This is a genomic window from Roseiconus nitratireducens (genome assembly GCF_008629675.1).
GTDB classification, from domain to species: domain Bacteria; phylum Planctomycetota; class Planctomycetia; order Pirellulales; family Pirellulaceae; genus Stieleria; species Stieleria nitratireducens.
Window position 1 is genome coordinate 109,820 of sequence record NZ_VWOX01000003.1, and the last position, 17,748, is coordinate 127,567.

The window sequence follows — 17,748 nt, forward strand, 5'->3', positions numbered from 1 at the left end:
CTCATCGATTCCAATGGACGGATTCCAATGGACCGGGTTTTCAGACAGAGCCCAGAACGTTTTGTTAAAGTTTGCGGGCTCATTTTGCCGAAAACCGACATCGACTCTCACGAACGGTTTGATGTGATGAACCAGCTCGCACCGCGCCCCCGCCTTCGCCGAGACATCCTGTGCGGGGCCCTTCTGATTGCCTGGATCTTTTTGCCGCCGGTTTCACGGGCGACGGCTCAGGTCACCGCGGACAATTGGGCCGCCAAAATGTTCTCGGTGCAGGAACATGATTTTCGTACCGTCGGCCGCGGCACGAAATGCGAATACCACTTTGAGTTTCAAAACCGGTACCAGGAAACCGTCCACGTTGCTGCGGTTCGGTCCAGTTGCGGATGCACGACCCCAAGCGTCACTCAAGACACGCTGCAGACGCACGAATCGGCCTCCGTGGTCGCGCACTTCAACACCGACACGTTCATCGGCCAGAAGTCGGCCCTGATCACGGTCGTCTTTGACAAACCTTATTACGCCGAAGTGCAATTGAAGGTCAGCGGTTTCATTCGCACGGACGTGACCTTTGACCCGCCCGAAGTCGCCTTTGGTGAAATCGCTCCGGGCCAGGGGACGCAACAAGACGTGATGATCACCCACACCGGCAACAGCAACTGGAAGATCACCGACGTCCGCAGCCACTGTGACAACCTGCAGGTTCAATTGAGCCCGCCGACCACGTCGGCCGGCATGGTCCGCTATCGGATGCGGGTGAACATCCTGGACACGATGCCCGAAGGAGACGTCCGTGAACGTTTGACACTGGTCAGCAACGATCGCGATTTCCCGACCACTGAGATGTCGATCAACGGCCGCATTCGTCCTGCATTGAGCGTTTCTCCGGCGGCGGTCAGCTTGGGCACTGCCAAGCCGGGCACGACGGTCGAGAAACGGCTGCTGGTGCGGGGTGACGAGGCGTTTTCGATCACCGATGTTCGCTGTTCGGATGCGCGATTTGAATTCGATCTTCCCAACGGCAACAAGAAGCTGCATTTCGTCAAAATGCGTTTCAATGCCGAATCGGGAATGGATCGAATCGCCCAAGAGATCCGCATCGAAACCACGCTCGGCGGCGGCAAGTCGGTCACCGCTGTCGTCACCGGATCGGTCGAAGGTTGACGCCAACTGGCAGCGGACCGTGTGGATTTCCCGTCACGCTGCCTTCGAACCCTGCTGCATCTCACGTCCGAGTCGGTCGATCGAAGGTTCTCCCGGAATGGGAGCCGGCAATGTCCGGACGGCAACCCCGGATGCCCGTCGCGACATCACCAACACTTCGACCGCTGAAAACGCCAGCACCAAGTAACCAAACAGTTCGGCGAACTCTTCCACGGCCGCCTTGGTCGTGCGTGCATCCTTGGCCGCGCCCAACTCCGACCACAGATCCGGTCGATCCAGCACCTGGCAAACACTGCACAAGTAAATTCCCGCGATTGCGAACAACGTCAACGCCGGAGTCGGCACCAACGCCAACGACTCGGGCAGAACACGCTTTCGCCCCAGGTACGTGGCGACCAGGGCGATCACGCCCAGCGGCAGACCGACCAAGTACTTGTACGCATCGTCAAAAAAAACCGATTCAAACCAGGCATCGCTCTCTCGTGCTGCTGCGTACCCGACCATGCACGCGCACAGAATCAATCCCGTCCGACCAGTGGACGACTTTGCCGCGGCGTAAAAAAATGCCACGCAGGTGAACACCGCCATGGCAACCTGCGACCTCTCGACCAGCCCCTGTTCATGGGCGATCTGGTCGACGGAATTTCGACCGATCAGTTCGAACAAAAGGTGACAAACGGCGATCGCCGTCAGCCCGTACACCGTCAGCCGTCCGGGGTAGCCGGTCGCCGCTTGCATCCAAGCGGCTCGCCCCTCTCCGCGGGTATCCTCATTGCAGGCAACTTGCGCCACGGATCCATCCTCCATGCAACCAAACGGGTAATGAAATGCCAGATCGCGATCATCCGTCTGCAAAAATTGGCATCTTTGGTTACCGATAGCGATTCCGCCGGGAGAGCGAAAGACCAGAGTTTCACGCGCCGGGGCAAATCGACGACGTGATGGACAACCGTTCTGCCGTCTGGAAACGGCGGCTGCATGGATGCGCCGCCTGAATCACTCCTCCAAGACGGCCACCGGGTACGAACCGAGCACCTCCAGACGTCGCGTCATGGAGTCGAGTTTTTCGATCGCGGCGGCCACCTGTGGATCGGCACGGTGGCCGGCCAGTTCGACGAAAAACAGATACTCGCTGCGACTGCCTGGCGACGGAAAAGACTCGATCCACGTCAAGTTCAACTCGGCATCCCGAAAGACCGTCATTGCCGTGGCCAGCGCGCCGGGTTGATGCTCGATTTGAAACAGCAGCGACGTCTTGTCGTTTCCAGTGGGGGCAGTTTCATGACGTCCCAGCACGGCAAACCGCGTGACGTTGTCCGGGTTGTCTTCGATGTTTTCGTTCAGGACGTTCAGTCCGTAGGCACGACCGGCGGGCAAGCTGGCCACCGCCGCAATCGTAGGGTCGCCGGCCGCCGATTCCGCGGCCGCCGTGGTGCTGCCGACTTCGACCAACGTGGCGGAGGGAAGTTGCGACATCAGCCAGCCGCGGCACTGCGACAGCGCCTGCGGCTTGCTGTGCACTTCGCGAATCTGCTCGCGAGTCCCGCTCGCGAGCAGGTTGTGGTGGATCGGCAGCAATACTTCACCACAGATTTGCATGTGGCGACGGACAAACATCCCCAGCGTGTCGACGACACGTCCGTCGGTACTATTCTCCACCGGCACCAGCCCACTTTCGGCATCGCCGCGGTGGACCGCGTCAAAGACCGCTGGGATGTTGGCCACCGGTGTGAATTCCGCCGCATCCCCGAAGTACTTGATCGCAGCCAGGTGGCTGTAACTGTACTTGGGTCCCAGGATCGCAATCCGGTGCGTTTCGATTTGCCGACGACAATGGCTGGCAATGTGACGCAACACCTGCCGCATCGACTCACTTGCTTCCGGCGTTCCAGCACCCTTTGGACCGGCGGAATCCTGCAATTGATCCAAGCGAACATTCTCTTGACCGGCCTGAAAGGTCATGCCGGAATCCGCAAGTCCGCGCACCAGATCCGCGCGACGCTGGATCAAATTCAGCAACTCCAGATCGATTTGGTCCAGTTGGTTTGAAGCGGACATGCTGAAGGGTGCCTGAGTACTGGTTGAGGGTGTGTCCGGGGTCGGCGCCAGCATTGTCTTGAGGCTCCTCCGCGTGCTCGGTCGCCAGCTCGCCTCCTGGCGCCGGACGTTGGCGAATTCGTCCGATCGCCCAGCGTTCTCAAGCGGCACCTGACCGGACGTATTCTGACTGCCCCCGGCAACACGTCGACCCCCGGTTGATGGAAGTCACGAGCAACCTCTTCCCGGATCGGACGCGTCACCCAACTCATTGCAGGCCGAACGTTGCCGACAGCGAAAACCGTCATGCCGTCGGATAGACACCGACCCGTGACTACTGCTGCGGCTTGGAGACGTGGAGAGCATCGCCTGCACCCTCGGCCACGTAAGCCTGACGAACCAGCCGTTCGAAATCCGCATCGTCCGTCACCAGACTCATCGGGTACGGCGCTCGGAGGGACAACAACCCCGGCAAATCCAAGTACTTGCTTGCCCCGGGCACGAAGTCGGGGTCCGCGTAGCTTTTCACGTTTGCGAATCGGAAGCCTGGATCGTGAATTTCGAACGCGTCCAGGTGGCTTGCAGCAACCACCGCCGCCGCGGCGCTGGGGGCAATCGCCGACTCGGTCGCGACCAATTTCAACGCTCCGGCTTCGCCCGGGTCCAGGGCCGCCAAAGCACACAACAACTGGCGAAAACGCTTGACCGCCAACGGACGGTTGTAGCCGAACGTGAATGCCGAGTAGTCGCGTTCGTCGTCAACCAAAGCCTGACGTGGATGCCCCGCCGCGTCTTCACCCGCGGCCGGATTCAGGTGCGCCACGGCGACGACGGCGGGTGACGCCGAATCACCGGACCGCGCCATCACGTCTGTCAAAACCGCATCCATCGAATCACTCGATCCGCCGATCACCGGAACCACCAGGACTTGATCGCTCTGGCGATCGCGATCCGCATCGCGACGGAAGACGGTCACGTCAACGACCGTTCCCCAACCGGAATGCTCAATGCGCTGGTCGACGCGCCGATAGCTTTTCAAAACCGATTCCGTCGGGTCGGACGAAACCGACCGCTCTGGCTGAATCGGCTGGACCTTCCATGCGTCGCGCTGCGGCCAGTCGGAATCAAAGATGACCCGCCAAGCCGTCGCCAGCACTTGATTCCACTCCTGCGGACCCTCGTCGCGTTTCCGGTCCAATGCCTGATCATTCTGATCGTTCCACCAGGCGAGCACGTCGCGTTCGTGCTCCACACCGGATTCGCGCGGCGCCGGATGCTGGTCGTCCCAAACCGAGAGTTCTTCTTCGGAAAACGGCTCAAAGTCCTGCTCGACCAGCGGTGTCTGGTCGGACAGGTCCAGGTGCTCGGCCATCCATCGGTACATCGTCTGCCGCGTGACGTAGTTGTAGTTGTGAGGGAACTGCAGCAGCGGACGGCACATCACGTCCGTCCGGGCACCGAGCATTTCGTACAGCCGGCGTAGTTCAGGGAATCCGTCGTTCATCATGTCGCGTGTCCAATCGTCGGCCGCCGTCATCCCCTGTGGCTTGGGCGCAAACAACGCGGCAAGTTCGACGTTGCCCGTTCCGATTCGAAGGTAATTGCAGTTTTCGCAATAGCAGCCACCTTGCATGGACGTGGACACCATGCCGTTGGGAAAGCTGACCCGGATGCGAGGATCAATCGCGTCCAACAAAATGGTCTGCGTCCCACCACCGCTGCCTCCGGTGACGCCCAAACGGCCCGCGTCGACGTCCGGAAGTTCGGCCAAAAAATCCAGCGACCGAATCGCGTTCCAGGTCTGCAGCCCCATGATCGACTGCAAATTCAAGTCGGCTTCCATGCTGTAGAAACACGGTCGCGAACCATCGGATTCTTCCGGCCGCGGATCGGCGTGGCGATGGGCAACTTCGAAAGCAATCTGATGGGAATCACCGTAGCCAAGCATGTCGTAGATAAAGACGACGCAGCCCATCCGCGTCAAATGGGCGCAACGGGCAAGCTTCGGGTAGCGTCCCGACTTCTCGTGAACCTCGCCGCCCGATTCCAGCTGCGCTTTCAACTCTTGATCGCTCAGCCGCATCAGACGTCCGCCGTGCCCGTGGGGACAAAGCACTCCGGGGCGTTTTCCGTCCTCACCGCGGTTGGGCGACTCCGGCGACGGGCGGAACAACATTCCAGTCACAAAGTGCCCGGGCAAGGATTGAAAGTAAACCTTCTCCGCGGTGAAGCCCGGTCGCTGCACCTTGCCGTGAATCACCGGCTTGATGGGTTCCCGAGTGGGCATCGGCCACAGCCCCGTGGCAACCATCACCCGGCTCCGCAATTGCTCTGCCCGACGCTGCCAGGCATCGACCGAGTCGGGAACGTGAAACGGAAAATGCCCGTTCAACGTCTTCAGCTTCGAGACGTCTTGCTGGCCGGGTGACTCCGACAAGACAAAGCTCGGCTGGGCCAGCCCGAAAACCAGCGCGAGCAAACCGCAGCTTGCCGAACGATGGACCAGTCCGGTGGATACGAAATCGCGAAGCGGCATCAACATTCGATACATGGGTGGGCGAGCACAAGGCAGGAAAGGGGAGGGCGATCTGTCCGACCGGAAAGCGTGTTGGCAGTGCCCCCTGCCAGTGTCGGTCCGACCGCGCGATTGTACCCGAATTCTGCAACAAGCCGCTGGCTGCCACCGGTTTCAACTGCCGCACTGGTTTCAAACCCAGTCTGCCGCTGCAAACGGCAAGAATTGAAGGGGCGCAAAGCCGAGCTTTGGCCGGAGATTGCAGGCTGCGGGCCACCGTGTGGCGAGGGGCGCCACAGAGGCCCTTTCGAAATCGACGTGCTCGTAGGACGACGGAACATCGTGAGACGATGGAACCTTCTCTGGGTCCACCGTCTGGCGACGGTGGCTACGATGGGCTGGTCCACCGTCTGGTGACGGTGGCTACGATGGGCTGGTCTACGGTCTGGCGACGGTGGCTACGATAGGTTGGGTCTAGCGGTCGCCGCGGGCTGCCCAGACGGTGCCTCGGACCAGCAGCTTCAAGAACTCTTGATCTTCAAACGTCTCATTGGAATGCCCGTAGGTGGTTCCAAAGACACGCGCCTTGCCAAACTGATTGGTCCAAATCACCGGGTGCGACTGACCCGTCTTTTCGCTCTTGCTGGTTGCCAACACGGTCGCGTTGGGCCAGACCTTTTCGATCACGTAAAGCTCGTCCAACTGGATCGTGTGACCGTCCGGAAACGATTCCATGATCGGATGCTGTTCGGCCACCACCTCGACCGGATACGCACTTTTGTGTTCGTGTCTTCGACTGGTGACCCCCAGCAGTTGACGCCAATCATCGATCGACGCACCGCGGTAGGTGTGCATCGCGCAGTGAATCACGACCGCCGGAAGGCCCTCCCGGTGAGGCCCGGTGATGCTGCGGATGTAATCCGCGTCGGTGGTGTTCGCGAAGCACTCGTTATGAATGCAGACATCGAACCCTTTGGCCCAGTCCGATTCGCCGTAGAAATCGATTTGCGCTTCGGTCCCGGTCCCGCCTTCGTTGACCACCGTCCAATTTGCATCGACCCCGGCCCGCTTGAACGCCAGCTGCATCGACTTGGTTTGAAAGTCATAGTCGTGGCAACAACCGCTGGTGATCAGCAAGATATTTAGCGGCTTGCTACCACTTTCGACTTCTTCCGCAACGGCATGGCCGACGGGATTCGCGGTGAGAACCAAGCACAACAGGCCGGCAAGGACAGGGAAAGTTCGAGACATCATCGGCAGAGGACTCCGACCGGATGGGGGTTGAAAAAGGAACAGCCCGGCGGATCAAACCGGACCGGGCTGGGGAGGAACGCAACGGGGCGTGTTCGTTTGGATTGTTGATCACGTTGGCATCGTGATCCTTGGTCGCTCAGAAGGAATCCTTGACGTCAACAGCTTCCATGACCTTGGTATTGCGTTCGACCGCGATGACGGTCGTGCGTTGCCGCATTCCGTCACGACTTTCCGCGGTGACCGGCAGCACTTGCCGCTTATCGGGCAGCTTCATTCGCACGGTGAACGTCCCATCGGCCTGCAACTTCACGGGACGACCGCCCAGCGAAACGGACGACCCTGAGTCTGTTTTGCCGAACACGATCAACTCCGCATCGACTTCAAAGGGCAACTTCGACTGACGCAATAGCGTCGGATCGGCAACGGTCTGGCCTTGCGAGCCGCGAGAGGGCATCGAGCGCTGCAACCGCTCCTCAAACACCTCTTTCAGATCACCGCCGTCGGTGTCGTACCCTCCGCTGAGCGAATAGATCCGTTCGTAGTCATCGGCGATGTCGTGCCAGTGCTCGTCCAGCCGCTCGCATTCCCCGGGGCTTGGCGTTTGCACGATGTTGCTGCGGCAGATCGCGTGGAATTCGTCATCGGCGGTCAGATAACCAATCGCCACCCGGAAACGCGTCGGCGGATCTTGAACGTCGATGTACCACGTGTCGACGCCACCGTGAATCGGAATGTCGCGCTGAACGGTTTCGGCAATGTTGTTGGCGACGTCTTCGACTTCCATCAGCCGCAAGACCGGGGCGGCCGTGTGCCAACGTTCAGCCAGCGAGCTTTCCGCTCGCGACACGCTGGATCGCGTGATTTCCCAATTCGCTTGCAGCCAGTAGGAATCCCGGACCATCAACACGATCCGATCCTTATGAGGCTCTCCCGAACTGGTGCGATTGCCACCGCTCTTGTTTTTCACCGCCGACCCTCCGACCAACGTCCCGGTCGAAAGATCTCGGAGCCGTTCGGCCTGTTCTTTTTGTCGCCGAAACTGTGCGCGAATGCGGGCCGTCTTGGCGGACACTTTGGGTGCCCGCATCTCCGGCAGGGGACGGTCGTTCAGCGACACGTTGCCACGAGATTTCGAGCGACCGGTTCGCCCCGACCTGGACGCTTTGGCACTGCGGGCCCCTTTCTGCGATCCGGAGGGAGATTTCGATTTGGACGACTTGTCCGTCGGCGACGACTGGAAATCGCTTCCCCGCTGACGGGAGCCCTCGCGGGATTTCCCGCTGACCGACCCACCGGGCTTGCTCTGCGACGATTTGGACTGCGACGACTTGGACTGGGAACCGGCCGACGATTTGGATTTGCTGCCCGATCCCGATGAACCGCCTGATTTCCGCCGCAGCCGACGTTGAAGCTTGGAAATGGCGTCGACCAGCTCTTCCTTCCGCATGCCATGCCAACCGGCGATCCCGTAGTTCTTCGCGAGCGTGGCGAGCTCTCGCCGGGTTTGCGACTTGAGGTCTGCAGTCTTGATCAAGGTTTTGTCTCCAGATGTTCTAGTCATGCGGCCAAGCGGAGCGATCGAAGTGGGAGAATTTCAGTGCAAACGCCGCCAGATACCGCCTGCGGCTCGAAAGCCGGCGTGATCCGACATCCCTGTCCAGGCAGCAGCTCGCACCCCAGCAGGCGCCAAAACCACCGCGGGAGGGGTCTGCGATGTCATTTAAAACAGCCCAATAACGCTTCGATACGGCGGGTGGCCGGCACGGTCTGGTCGGTTGTGGTGTCAATCACTCGCTTGGCACGCCTGAAATCGCCGAGGGAATCCCCCAGAATGGGGAAAAGGCGGGGTCACCTCGCCGCTCAGCTGCCAATAATGGAGCAATCACCACCCCTGGCATTATGCCAAATGATCTCAAAACTTCTAGAGTCGGCGTCGCGGATTCGCCAATTGAAGTCACAAAATGACGACAATCTGGTAAGCGGCAACGGTCACCGACCCACCGCGGCCCGGAAAATAGCCACAGCGGGCCGTTTGCAACCACCCCCAAGTCCTGAATCGTCACCGGATTGCCCCCGACAGCCCCAGGCTTTCCACGCCAGAAGATGACGTGCTTTTCTGAAATCCACTCTCGCCACGTGAGCGTGACAGGCGAGGCACAAGCCTTCGCGGAGGGTGCCTGAAGGAACCGGCTGGAACCCCTGGCGACGGACAGCCCTCCCCGCGCTGTCGCATACCCCTCCGCGACCCTCCCGGAGGAAGGGGGAAGCAAAACTGCACGACCTCCAAGCTGGAAGGTGCAAGTTGTTTTGGACGGTTGGCACTCGTGTCGATGCGAACGCACGGAACCGACAGGCACCGACGGCAACGCAGGGATAGCGAGCCACTCATTTTGACGCCCGCCGGTGCGGCGATCGGTCGCCCCCGGTAGCCGCCGGGCCGAAGGTGATCACACTATCGCCCGGAGCTTAACAATTCCAGTGTCGCTGGAAGCATCGTCGCCGAGGAGGAGCGTCTCGGCGTCGGGAACTTTTCTTCCGCTGGCAAGCGGTCGGACGAACAAGCACATGTCGCAAGACGATCCCTTGGCGTCCGATACGAAGTCGAGCGACGAACACGTCGATCACCGGCCTTCAACGGCGGGACGGCCCAAGTGGATTCGGCTGAGCGGAGCGGGGATGGAGCTGGCGGCGGTGACGTTGCTGTTCGGCGGCATCGGCCTGCTGCTGGACAGAAAGTTTCAGGTCCAACGCCCCGTCTGGTCCGCCGCCTTCGGATTGATCGGTTTCGTCCTGGGCTTGATCCGTTTCATCCGGCTGGCACTTTCGGTGTCGGAGTCGGAACGGATGACCGATGGAAGAAGGACCGATTCCGCGGACACGGATTCGACCGACCAACCACAAGAGTGATGAAGCATTGTCGCCCGACCGAACCCCACTCCGAATCCCGCGTCCCTGGTCATCGCGCGCCTCCACGTGGTGCCTGCTGATCCTGGCGGCCGCGTGGGCGCTGGGGATGCTGGCGATGGGCTTGGCGTTGCGGAGCGGACTTTTGCCGCTGGAACCGAGGGCAGCTGTCTGGGCCGGAACGGGCTGCGGGCTGGTCGGGTTGCTGGCCGGTCTTTCGATGGCGGCCGTTGAGTTGCGTGTCGGCCGCAAGAGCGACGCGGTGGAACCGGCAAAGTTGACGGTCGGATTTTCGATTGCCAGCGTGATTCGCCTGGTTGGCACTGTTGCATTGGTTGCATTGGGTAGTTATCAAATGCCCGCCGCGAAGCACGTTGTCGCCGGAACGATTCTCGCTTGGTATGTCTACCTGACGACGGTCGAAGTCACCGTCTGGGCGCTGCAATTGCCTCGTCTCGATCAGCGGACCATTTCCAGAAGCTAAGAAAAAAATCAATGAACCTGATTTTTGCATCCGCCGATGACCCGCTTTCGCACGTCGTGCCGCACGCGCTGCACGAGGAGCCGCTGTTCACGATCCCGGTGGGCGGAGGCGACATTCCGGCGTTGTTCATCAAGGACGGCCAGTACAGCTTCTACATCACCAATCATTTGGCGATGACCTTCTTTGCGGCGTTGGCCGTGATCTTGGTCTTCGCGTACGTGGCGATGAAGGTTCGCGTGAAGGGGGAAGGCCTGGAGGCCTATCAGACCAAAGGCCGTCTGGCGCAGCTGTTTGAGACGGTGTGCTGGTTCATCCGCGACGAGGTCGCCCGCCCGAACCTGCACGGGCTGACCGACAAGTACATCCCGTACATCTGGACGGTGTTCTTCTTCATCCTGTTCGCCAACGTGTTGGGACTGGTCCCGTTCGGTTATGCCTTTCAGCTGGCCGGATCGATATGGACCGATCACGCGGACCATTACAGCCACTGGGGCGGGACCGCCACCAGCAACTTGTCGCTGAACGTGATGCTGGCGCTGTGCAGTTTCATCGCGGTGGTGTTCATCGGGATTCGCGAAACCAGTGCCAAGGCGTTCTTCTCGCACTTCAACCCGGTCGGCTGGGACGGACCGCCGGCAATGTCCCTGGGGCTGGGCATTCCGCTTTACATCCTGGAATGGGTCGGGTTGATCATCAAGTGCGTCGTGTTGGCGATGCGACTTTTCGGCACCATGATGGCGGGCCACCTGGTGGTCGCGGCGATCGTGGGGCTGGTCTTCACGGCCGCCTCGGTTTCTCACCTGCTCGGCTACGGAGTCGAACTGGCGGTGATCGTGGGCTGCATCGCCCTGATGATGTTGGAACTGTTTATCTGCTTGCTGCAGGCATTCATTTTCACCTTCCTGACTGTTCTATTCATCTCGACCACGGCCGCCGATCACGGCGACCACGGAGATCACCACGATCCGATGAGCGACGAGTCGCAAATGGATCTGGATAAGTTGACCGACCCATCGCGTTTGGCCGGGTTGGCCAGCTCGTGACGAACCCACTGACCTTTAACCTTTCCCCCTTTTTTTCTGTGTCCGTTCTTCGATAGCGACGGGCGACGAGAGACTTCTAGGAGCGAACCGAAGATGTTTGAATTCGCAATGATGCTGGCTCAAGAAGCTGCAGAGTTTGGCAAGATGGGTGTCGGCATCGGCATCGGCCTCGTGATTTTTGGTGCCGCCCTCGGCATCGGTCGAATCGGTGGCGGTGCAGTCGATGCGATCGCTCGTCAACCTGAGGCGAGCGGAACGATCAGCACGCAAATGCTGATTTCGGCCGCACTGATCGAAGGTGTGACCGTGATCGCGTTGATCCTGATGTACCTGCTGTAGGTCCACGGCCGACAGCGCTCGGTGGGGCGTGGCCGCCAGGGGCCGCCCACCGAACTCGTTCATTCAGATCCGCTCGGTTTGCCAGGGTGATTCCATGTCGTATTTGCGTACTGTTGTAATGGCTGTCGCGGTCGTCGCTTTGTCGATGACCCCGTCGGTGGGTGTGACGGCGGCTTTCGCCGCGGAAACCACACCGGCTGCCGCCAACCACGAAGTCGGAGAGGGTGGAGAGGTTTCCGCAGCGGAGCACTCCGCGACGCCGCCGATCCTGTCCTTCGATCCCGGGGCGGCGATCGTCAACCTGGCGATTTTCTTGGGACTGCTGTTCATCCTTTCCAAGTTCGTCTGGCCGGTCATTCTGGGCGGGCTGAAGGCGCGGGAGGAAAAGATCGCCAGCGATCTGGCCGGCGCCCAGGCGGCCAACCAGGAAGCCAAGTCGATCCTGGCGGAGTACGAGCACAAGATGTCCGAGGCCAACACGCAGGCCCAGGAGATCCTGGCCGACGCCCGCCGGACCGCGGAATCCAACGCGGCCAAGATCGTCGACGAAGCCAAGGCCGACGCGCGTCGTCAAAGTGAACGAGCCCTGGCGGATATCGAAAATGCCAAGAAAGTCGCTCTGTCGGAGATCGCCGATCAGACGTCCGCCCTGGCCATGGGTGTCGCCAAGCAGGTCGTCGGACGCGAACTGCGTCCGGAAGATCACGCCGAACTGATCCGCAAAGCGTTGGAGCAAGTGCCCAGCAACAACTGATCGCCCGCGATCGGACGTTGTGATCCACTCGATTGGAAATTCCATGGAAAACCCCGACGCCCTGAAACACGAAACGGTGCTGGACACCGGAGCCGAGCAGCTGGGCAAAACCTATGCCCAGGCCTTGCTGGCTGCGTCGCAAAAGCAGGGTAAAACCGACCTGATCGTGCAGCAACTCTCCGAGTTGGTGGACGATTATTTAGCCAACAATCCCAAGCTGGCCGCCGCGTTCGCCTCGCCCCGTATCGACGTGGAAGAGAAAAACCGTGTCATCGATCGCCTGTTCGGCGAGACGTTCGATCCGATGTTGGTGACGTTCTTGAAGGTGATGGCGTCACGGGATCGGTTGGGGCAGCTCGCCGCGGTCCGACAGGGCCTGGTCGAGAAGTACGACGAAATGTCCGGACGGGTGCTGGCCAAAGTCCGCACGGCGGTCCCCTTGGACGACAACTTGCGGTCCCAGATCACCGAACGCTTGGGCGGTGTGCTGAACAAAGAAGTCCGTTTGCAGGAAGTCGTCGATGCGGACCTGATCGGCGGCATGGTGATTCGCATCGGCGACACGGTGTTCGACAGCAGTGTCGCCACGCGTCTGGAAGGGATCGCCAAGCGAGCCCGTGAAGGTTTTTCCAGCCGGCTGATGGAAAACTTTGATCAGTTGACTCAATAGTCGGCCGGCCCGCCCGCCGCGGCAGCCCGCGTTTCCCCACCCCTTACATTTGCATTCTTCAACGCACCAATCGCCATGAAATTTAGCAGCGACGAAATCGCCTCGGTCTTGCAGCAGGAGATCGAAAACTTCGACAGCAAGATCGACGTCCGCGAAGTCGGGACCGTCCTGGAAGTCGGGGACGGGATCGCTCGCGTTTACGGGCTCTCCGGCGTGATGGCCGGGGAAATGGTGGAATTCCCCAACGGCGCGATCGGGCTGGCCTTCAACCTGGAAGAAAACAGCGTCGGCGTGATCATCCTGGGCGAGTACCTGACGATCCAGGAAGGCGACGAAGTCAAAGCCCTGGGAACGCTGTTGAGCGTCCCGGCCGGTGACGCCGTGGTCGGTCGCGTGCTGGACCCATTGGGAAATCCGCTGGACGGCAAAGGCCCGGTGCAATCAGACATCACGCGTCCCGTCGAGCTGATTGCGACCGGAGTCGCCGAACGCCAGCCGGTGACCGAGCCGATGCAGACCGGGATCAAGGCCATCGACGCGATGACGCCCATCGGTCGTGGCCAGCGGGAATTGATCATCGGTGACCGGAAGACCGGCAAAACGGCCATCGCGATCGACGCCATCCTGAACCAGAAGGGCCAGGACGTGAAGTGCTTCTACGTCGCCATCGGCCAGAAGGACTCCGCGGTCGCCGGCGTCGTCGACGTGCTGGAAAAGTACGGCGCGATGGAATACACCACCGTGATCAACGCCGGAGCCAGCGCACCGGCTCCGCTGCAATACATCGCACCGTACGCCGGAACGGCGATGGCCGAACACTTCATGTTCAACGGCGGTCACGCCCTGATCGTCTACGACGATTTGAGCAAACAGGCCGTCGCGTACCGGCAGATGAGCCTGCTGATGCGTCGCCCGCCGGGACGCGAAGCATTCCCCGGCGACGTGTTCTATTGCCACAGCCGGTTGCTGGAACGGTCCTCGAAACTGTCCGACGAACTCGGCGGCGGCTCACTGACCAGCCTGCCGATCATCGAAACGCTCGAAGGGGAGGTGTCGGCCTACATCCCGACCAACGTGATTTCGATCACCGACGGCCAGATCTATGTCCAGCCCGACTTGTTCTTCGCTGGCGTTCGCCCGGCAATGAACCCGGGGATTTCGGTCTCACGCGTGGGCGGAGCGGCCCAGATCAAAGCGATGAAGAAGGTCGCCGGTGGCCTGCGTCTGGACCTGGCCGCGTTCCGGGCCCTGGAGGCTTTCGCCCAATTGGGTACCGACCTGGATCCCGCCACCCAGGCACAATTGGATCGCGGCTATCGGATGGTCGAACTGCTCAAGCAACCCCAGTACCATCCGCTGTCGGTCGCCGAACAAGTCGTGATCCTGTACGCCGGTACCAAGGGCTTCCTGGACGACGTGGAGATCAAGGCCGTCAGCCAATGGGAGAAGGACTTCCTGCAGTTCGTCAACGACAAACACTCCGGCCTGTTGGAAACCCTGACCACCGAAGGCGCCCTGACCGACGAAGTGGTCGAAAAGCTGGAAGGTGCCATCAAGGATTTCAAAGCCGGATACAAACCCGTCGCCACCGCCGTGTGACCCGATCGGAACGGAACAGCCGGCACCGACCCGCCGGCGCCGACGGGCCCGAGTCATCGGTTCGGGCCCCGGCATCCGCAACTCCCTTCCGACAATCGTCAACGCAGTTGAACAAACCCGCCCACAAAATGATTCATGGCTAACGCAAGAGCGCTCGACAAACGACGCAAGTCGATCAAGAACATCCGCAAGATCACGCGGACCATGGAACTGATCGCGACGGCGCGCTACAAGAAAGCGATGGACCGGGCGCAGGCCGCGACCGCCTACACCGAACAGATCACCAAGATCGTCGCGCGGTTGGCCGCTTCGGGAATGGACGTCAAACACCCGCTGCTGGAACAACGTGATAACGTCAAAAGTGCTCGCGTTCTGGTGTTGACCAGCAACCGCGGTTTGTGCGGCGGCTACAACGCCTCGATCCTCCGGGAAGCGGTTCCACGGATCCGTCAGCTGCGAGAAACCCTGCCCCTGGTGAAGGTCGATGTCAGCGGCAAACGCGGCATCAACGGCCTGAAGTTCCGCAAGATCGACATCGCCGAACAGCACACCCAGTTCGAAGATCAGCCCGGCTACGACGACGTCGAAAAGATCGCCGACAGCTACCTGGCCCGGTACATCACCGGCGAGATCGATCGGCTGGACGTGGTCTACACGAAGTTCATCAGCACTTCCAAACAGGTCCCCACGGTCGAAACCCTGCTGCCACTGGGCTCCCTCGGTGAAGACCAGGACTTGGACGAGCCCCGCGGGGCCAACGTCGACTTCGAGTTCCTGCCGTCGGCCGAGAGCATTCTGGAAGAGGTCGTTCCGACCAGTTTCAAGGTCCGGCTGTTCAAATGCTTCCTGGACGCCGCGGTCAGTGAACAAGTCGCACGGATGATCGCCATGAAGGGCGCGACCGAGAACGCCGGCGAAATGATCAAACAACTTTCAATGACCTACAACCGGGCCAGACAGGGCCAGATCACCGGCGAGATCATGGAGATCATCGGCGGCGTCGAAGCCCTGGAAAACTGACCACTTCTCCCACACTTGGTGACGGGCCGCTGCGGCCTCCCACACCCCACGATCGAGCGAAGAAAAAAGCATGTCCACCGCAACGGAAACACGCGTCGTCGGCAAAGTCACACAGGTCATCGGGTCGACGTTCGACGCCGAATTCCCCGAAGGCCAGATGCCGGAAATCTACAACGCCCTGGAAATCAAAAGCCAGCACAAGGGCGTCACGATCGACCTGGTCGGCGAAGTGCAGCAGCACCTCGGCGGCGGACGCGTTCGCGCCATCGCACTCGGCAGCACCGAGGGCATGATGCGTGGAATGGACGTCGTCGACACCGGTAAACCTGTTTCGGTCCCCGTCGGAAAGGAAACCCTCGGCCGAGTCTTCAACGTTCTCGGTGAGCCGATCGACAAACGCGGCCCGGTCAATGCCGAAGATCACTGGCCGATCCACCGCACCGCGCCGCCGGTCAACGAACTGTCGACCAACACCGAACTGTTCGAAACCGGGATCAAGGTCGTCGACTTGCTGACCCCGTTCGTCCGCGGTGGTAAGGCCGGACTGTTTGGCGGTGCCGGTCTGGGAAAAACCGTGATTCTGACCGAACTGATCGCTCGGATCGCCAGCAGCCACGGCGGCTACTCCGTCTTCGCCGGGGTCGGTGAACGGACGCGTGAAGGCACCGACCTGTGGCTGGAAATGCAGGAAACCGAAATCGGCACGACCGGCCGCAAAGTGATCGAGCAGACCTGCATGGTCTTTGGCCAGATGAACGAGCCGCCGGGATCGCGGCTCCGCGTCGCGCTTTCCGCCCTGACAATGGCCGAGTACTTCCGCGATACCACCGGCGCCGACACGCTGCTGTTCGTCGACAACATCTTCCGATTCTCCCAGGCCGGTTCGGAGGTCTCCGCGCTGCTGGGCCGGATGCCGTCGGCGGTGGGTTATCAGCCCACGTTGGCGACCGAAATGGGTGCCCTGCAGGAACGGATTACGTCAACCAAGAAGGGAGCGATCACCTCGGTTCAGGCCGTCTATGTTCCCGCCGACGACCCGACCGACCCCGCGCCGGCAACCGCCTTCGGGCAGCTCGATGCGTTCATCTACCTGGATCGTTCGATCTCCGAAAAAGGGATCTACCCGGCCATCGATCCGCTCGCTTCCAACTCGCGTATTCTGGACCCGCAATACGTCGGCGATCGCCATTACGCCATCGCCCGTCGCGTCCAAACCATCCTGCAACGCTACCGCGAACTGCAGGACATCATCGCGATCCTGGGTGTGGACGAATTGAGCGAGGAAGACAAGACGATCGTGCACCGCGCCCGTCGTATCGAACGGTTCCTGTCCCAACCCTTCCTCGTGGCGGAAGTCTTCATCGGCAAGCCCGGTGAAATCACCCCGCTGGAAGACACCATTCGCAGCTTCGAAGAACTCTGCGATGGCAAGTGGGATCACCTGCCCGAACAAGCCTTCATGTACGTCGGTTCGATCGAACAGGCTGAAGCGCAGGCTAAAAAGATGGAGAAGAAATAAGCCATGGCGATTCGCTGCATCGTCGTCACCCCCGAGCGGACCGAACTGGATTGCGAAGCGAACTCGGTCACCCTGCCGATGTTCGACGGCTCGCTGGGAATCCTGCCCGGTCGCGCCCCGATGATCGGACGGCTCGGCTTCGGAACCCTTCAGTTGGACACCGCCTCCGGGACGAAGCATTACTTCGTCGACGGCGGGTTTGCCCAGGTGGAGGACAATGTCGTCAGCCTGTTGACCTCACGATCGATTCCGATCGACAAGCTCGAATCGGACAGCGCCGAAACGGCGTTGGACGAAGCGCTGGCAATGCCCTCCAAAACTCCCGAGCAAATGCAGCTGAAGGACACCGCCGTCCGCCGCGCCCGCGGCATGCTGCGCTCCGCTCGATAGTCGTCGGGTCACGTTTTCGAAGCGAATCGGATGACGCAAAATTCGCCTTGATTGGCTAT

General features: G+C 60.7%; 16 protein-coding genes. 11 read left to right on the forward strand and 5 right to left on the reverse strand.

Annotated elements, in window-relative coordinates:
- Positions 1 to 126 precede the first annotated feature (126 nt).
- Positions 127 to 1,161, forward strand: a complete 1,035-nt coding sequence (locus tag FYK55_RS05835) for a DUF1573 domain-containing protein (protein WP_235908454.1) — start codon at positions 127 to 129, stop codon at positions 1,159 to 1,161.
- Between the two features lie 33 nt (positions 1,162 to 1,194).
- Here the strand turns inward: FYK55_RS05835 and FYK55_RS05840 are convergent, their stop codons facing one another.
- From FYK55_RS05840 to FYK55_RS05860, 5 genes are all read right to left on the reverse strand, one after another.
- Positions 1,195 to 1,953: a hypothetical protein gene (locus FYK55_RS05840; protein ID WP_150075458.1), complete on the reverse strand. Its 759-nt coding sequence runs from the start codon at positions 1,951 to 1,953 to the stop codon at positions 1,195 to 1,197.
- 204 nt (positions 1,954 to 2,157) lie between these two features.
- Entirely contained in the window at positions 2,158 to 3,219 is a 1,062-nt protein-coding gene (pheA, locus tag FYK55_RS05845; RefSeq protein WP_150075459.1) for a prephenate dehydratase, read from the reverse strand.
- A gap of 313 nt (positions 3,220 to 3,532) precedes the next feature.
- The gene (locus FYK55_RS05850) at positions 3,533 to 5,734 is read right to left on the reverse strand and encodes an acetylxylan esterase (RefSeq protein ID WP_161604329.1); all 2,202 of its coding nucleotides are present in this window, start codon (positions 5,732 to 5,734) and stop codon (positions 3,533 to 3,535) included.
- A gap of 453 nt (positions 5,735 to 6,187) precedes the next feature.
- Positions 6,188 to 6,967, reverse strand: coding sequence for a ThuA domain-containing protein (locus tag FYK55_RS05855; RefSeq protein ID WP_150075461.1), 780 nt, complete (start codon positions 6,965 to 6,967; stop codon positions 6,188 to 6,190).
- 136 nt (positions 6,968 to 7,103) lie between these two features.
- Positions 7,104 to 8,501, reverse strand: a complete 1,398-nt coding sequence (locus tag FYK55_RS05860) for a DUF4912 domain-containing protein (RefSeq protein ID WP_150075462.1) — start codon at positions 8,499 to 8,501, stop codon at positions 7,104 to 7,106.
- Positions 8,502 to 9,532: 1,031 nt separating this feature from the next.
- On the opposite strand from FYK55_RS05860, the gene FYK55_RS05865 reads away from it, so the two are divergent.
- The 10 genes from FYK55_RS05865 to FYK55_RS05910 all read left to right on the forward strand — a co-directional run bounded on the left by FYK55_RS05865 (position 9,533) and on the right by FYK55_RS05910 (position 17,689).
- The gene (locus FYK55_RS05865) at positions 9,533 to 9,874 is read left to right on the forward strand and encodes an AtpZ/AtpI family protein (RefSeq protein WP_150075463.1); all 342 of its coding nucleotides are present in this window, start codon (positions 9,533 to 9,535) and stop codon (positions 9,872 to 9,874) included.
- Entirely contained in the window at positions 9,819 to 10,355 is a 537-nt protein-coding gene (locus FYK55_RS05870; RefSeq protein ID WP_150075464.1) for a hypothetical protein, read from the forward strand. Before FYK55_RS05865 ends, FYK55_RS05870 begins: the two co-directional genes overlap by 56 nt.
- 11 nt (positions 10,356 to 10,366) lie before the next feature.
- On the forward strand, positions 10,367 to 11,398 hold the full coding sequence (gene atpB / locus FYK55_RS05875; RefSeq protein ID WP_150075465.1) for a F0F1 ATP synthase subunit A: 1,032 nt from the start codon (positions 10,367 to 10,369) through the stop codon (positions 11,396 to 11,398).
- A gap of 93 nt (positions 11,399 to 11,491) precedes the next feature.
- Entirely contained in the window at positions 11,492 to 11,737 is a 246-nt protein-coding gene (atpE, locus tag FYK55_RS05880) for an ATP synthase F0 subunit C (protein ID WP_150075466.1), read from the forward strand.
- Between the two features lie 94 nt (positions 11,738 to 11,831).
- The gene (gene atpF, locus FYK55_RS05885) at positions 11,832 to 12,491 is read left to right on the forward strand and encodes a F0F1 ATP synthase subunit B (RefSeq protein WP_150075467.1); all 660 of its coding nucleotides are present in this window, start codon (positions 11,832 to 11,834) and stop codon (positions 12,489 to 12,491) included.
- A gap of 43 nt (positions 12,492 to 12,534) precedes the next feature.
- The gene (gene atpH / locus FYK55_RS05890) at positions 12,535 to 13,161 is read left to right on the forward strand and encodes an ATP synthase F1 subunit delta (protein ID WP_150075468.1); all 627 of its coding nucleotides are present in this window, start codon (positions 12,535 to 12,537) and stop codon (positions 13,159 to 13,161) included.
- Positions 13,162 to 13,236: 75 nt separating this feature from the next.
- Positions 13,237 to 14,760, forward strand: a complete 1,524-nt coding sequence (gene atpA, locus FYK55_RS05895) for a F0F1 ATP synthase subunit alpha (RefSeq protein ID WP_150075469.1) — start codon at positions 13,237 to 13,239, stop codon at positions 14,758 to 14,760.
- Between the two features lie 135 nt (positions 14,761 to 14,895).
- Complete coding sequence (atpG, locus tag FYK55_RS05900; protein ID WP_150075470.1) at positions 14,896 to 15,780, forward strand: ATP synthase F1 subunit gamma; 885 nt, start codon at positions 14,896 to 14,898, stop codon at positions 15,778 to 15,780.
- Positions 15,781 to 15,850: 70 nt separating this feature from the next.
- Positions 15,851 to 17,299 (forward strand): F0F1 ATP synthase subunit beta, encoded by a 1,449-nt coding sequence (atpD, locus tag FYK55_RS05905; RefSeq protein WP_150075471.1) that lies wholly within the window; start codon positions 15,851 to 15,853, stop codon positions 17,297 to 17,299.
- A gap of 3 nt (positions 17,300 to 17,302) precedes the next feature.
- Entirely contained in the window at positions 17,303 to 17,689 is a 387-nt protein-coding gene (locus FYK55_RS05910) for a F0F1 ATP synthase subunit epsilon (RefSeq protein ID WP_150075472.1), read from the forward strand.
- The last annotated feature ends 59 nt before the right edge of the window (positions 17,690 to 17,748 follow it).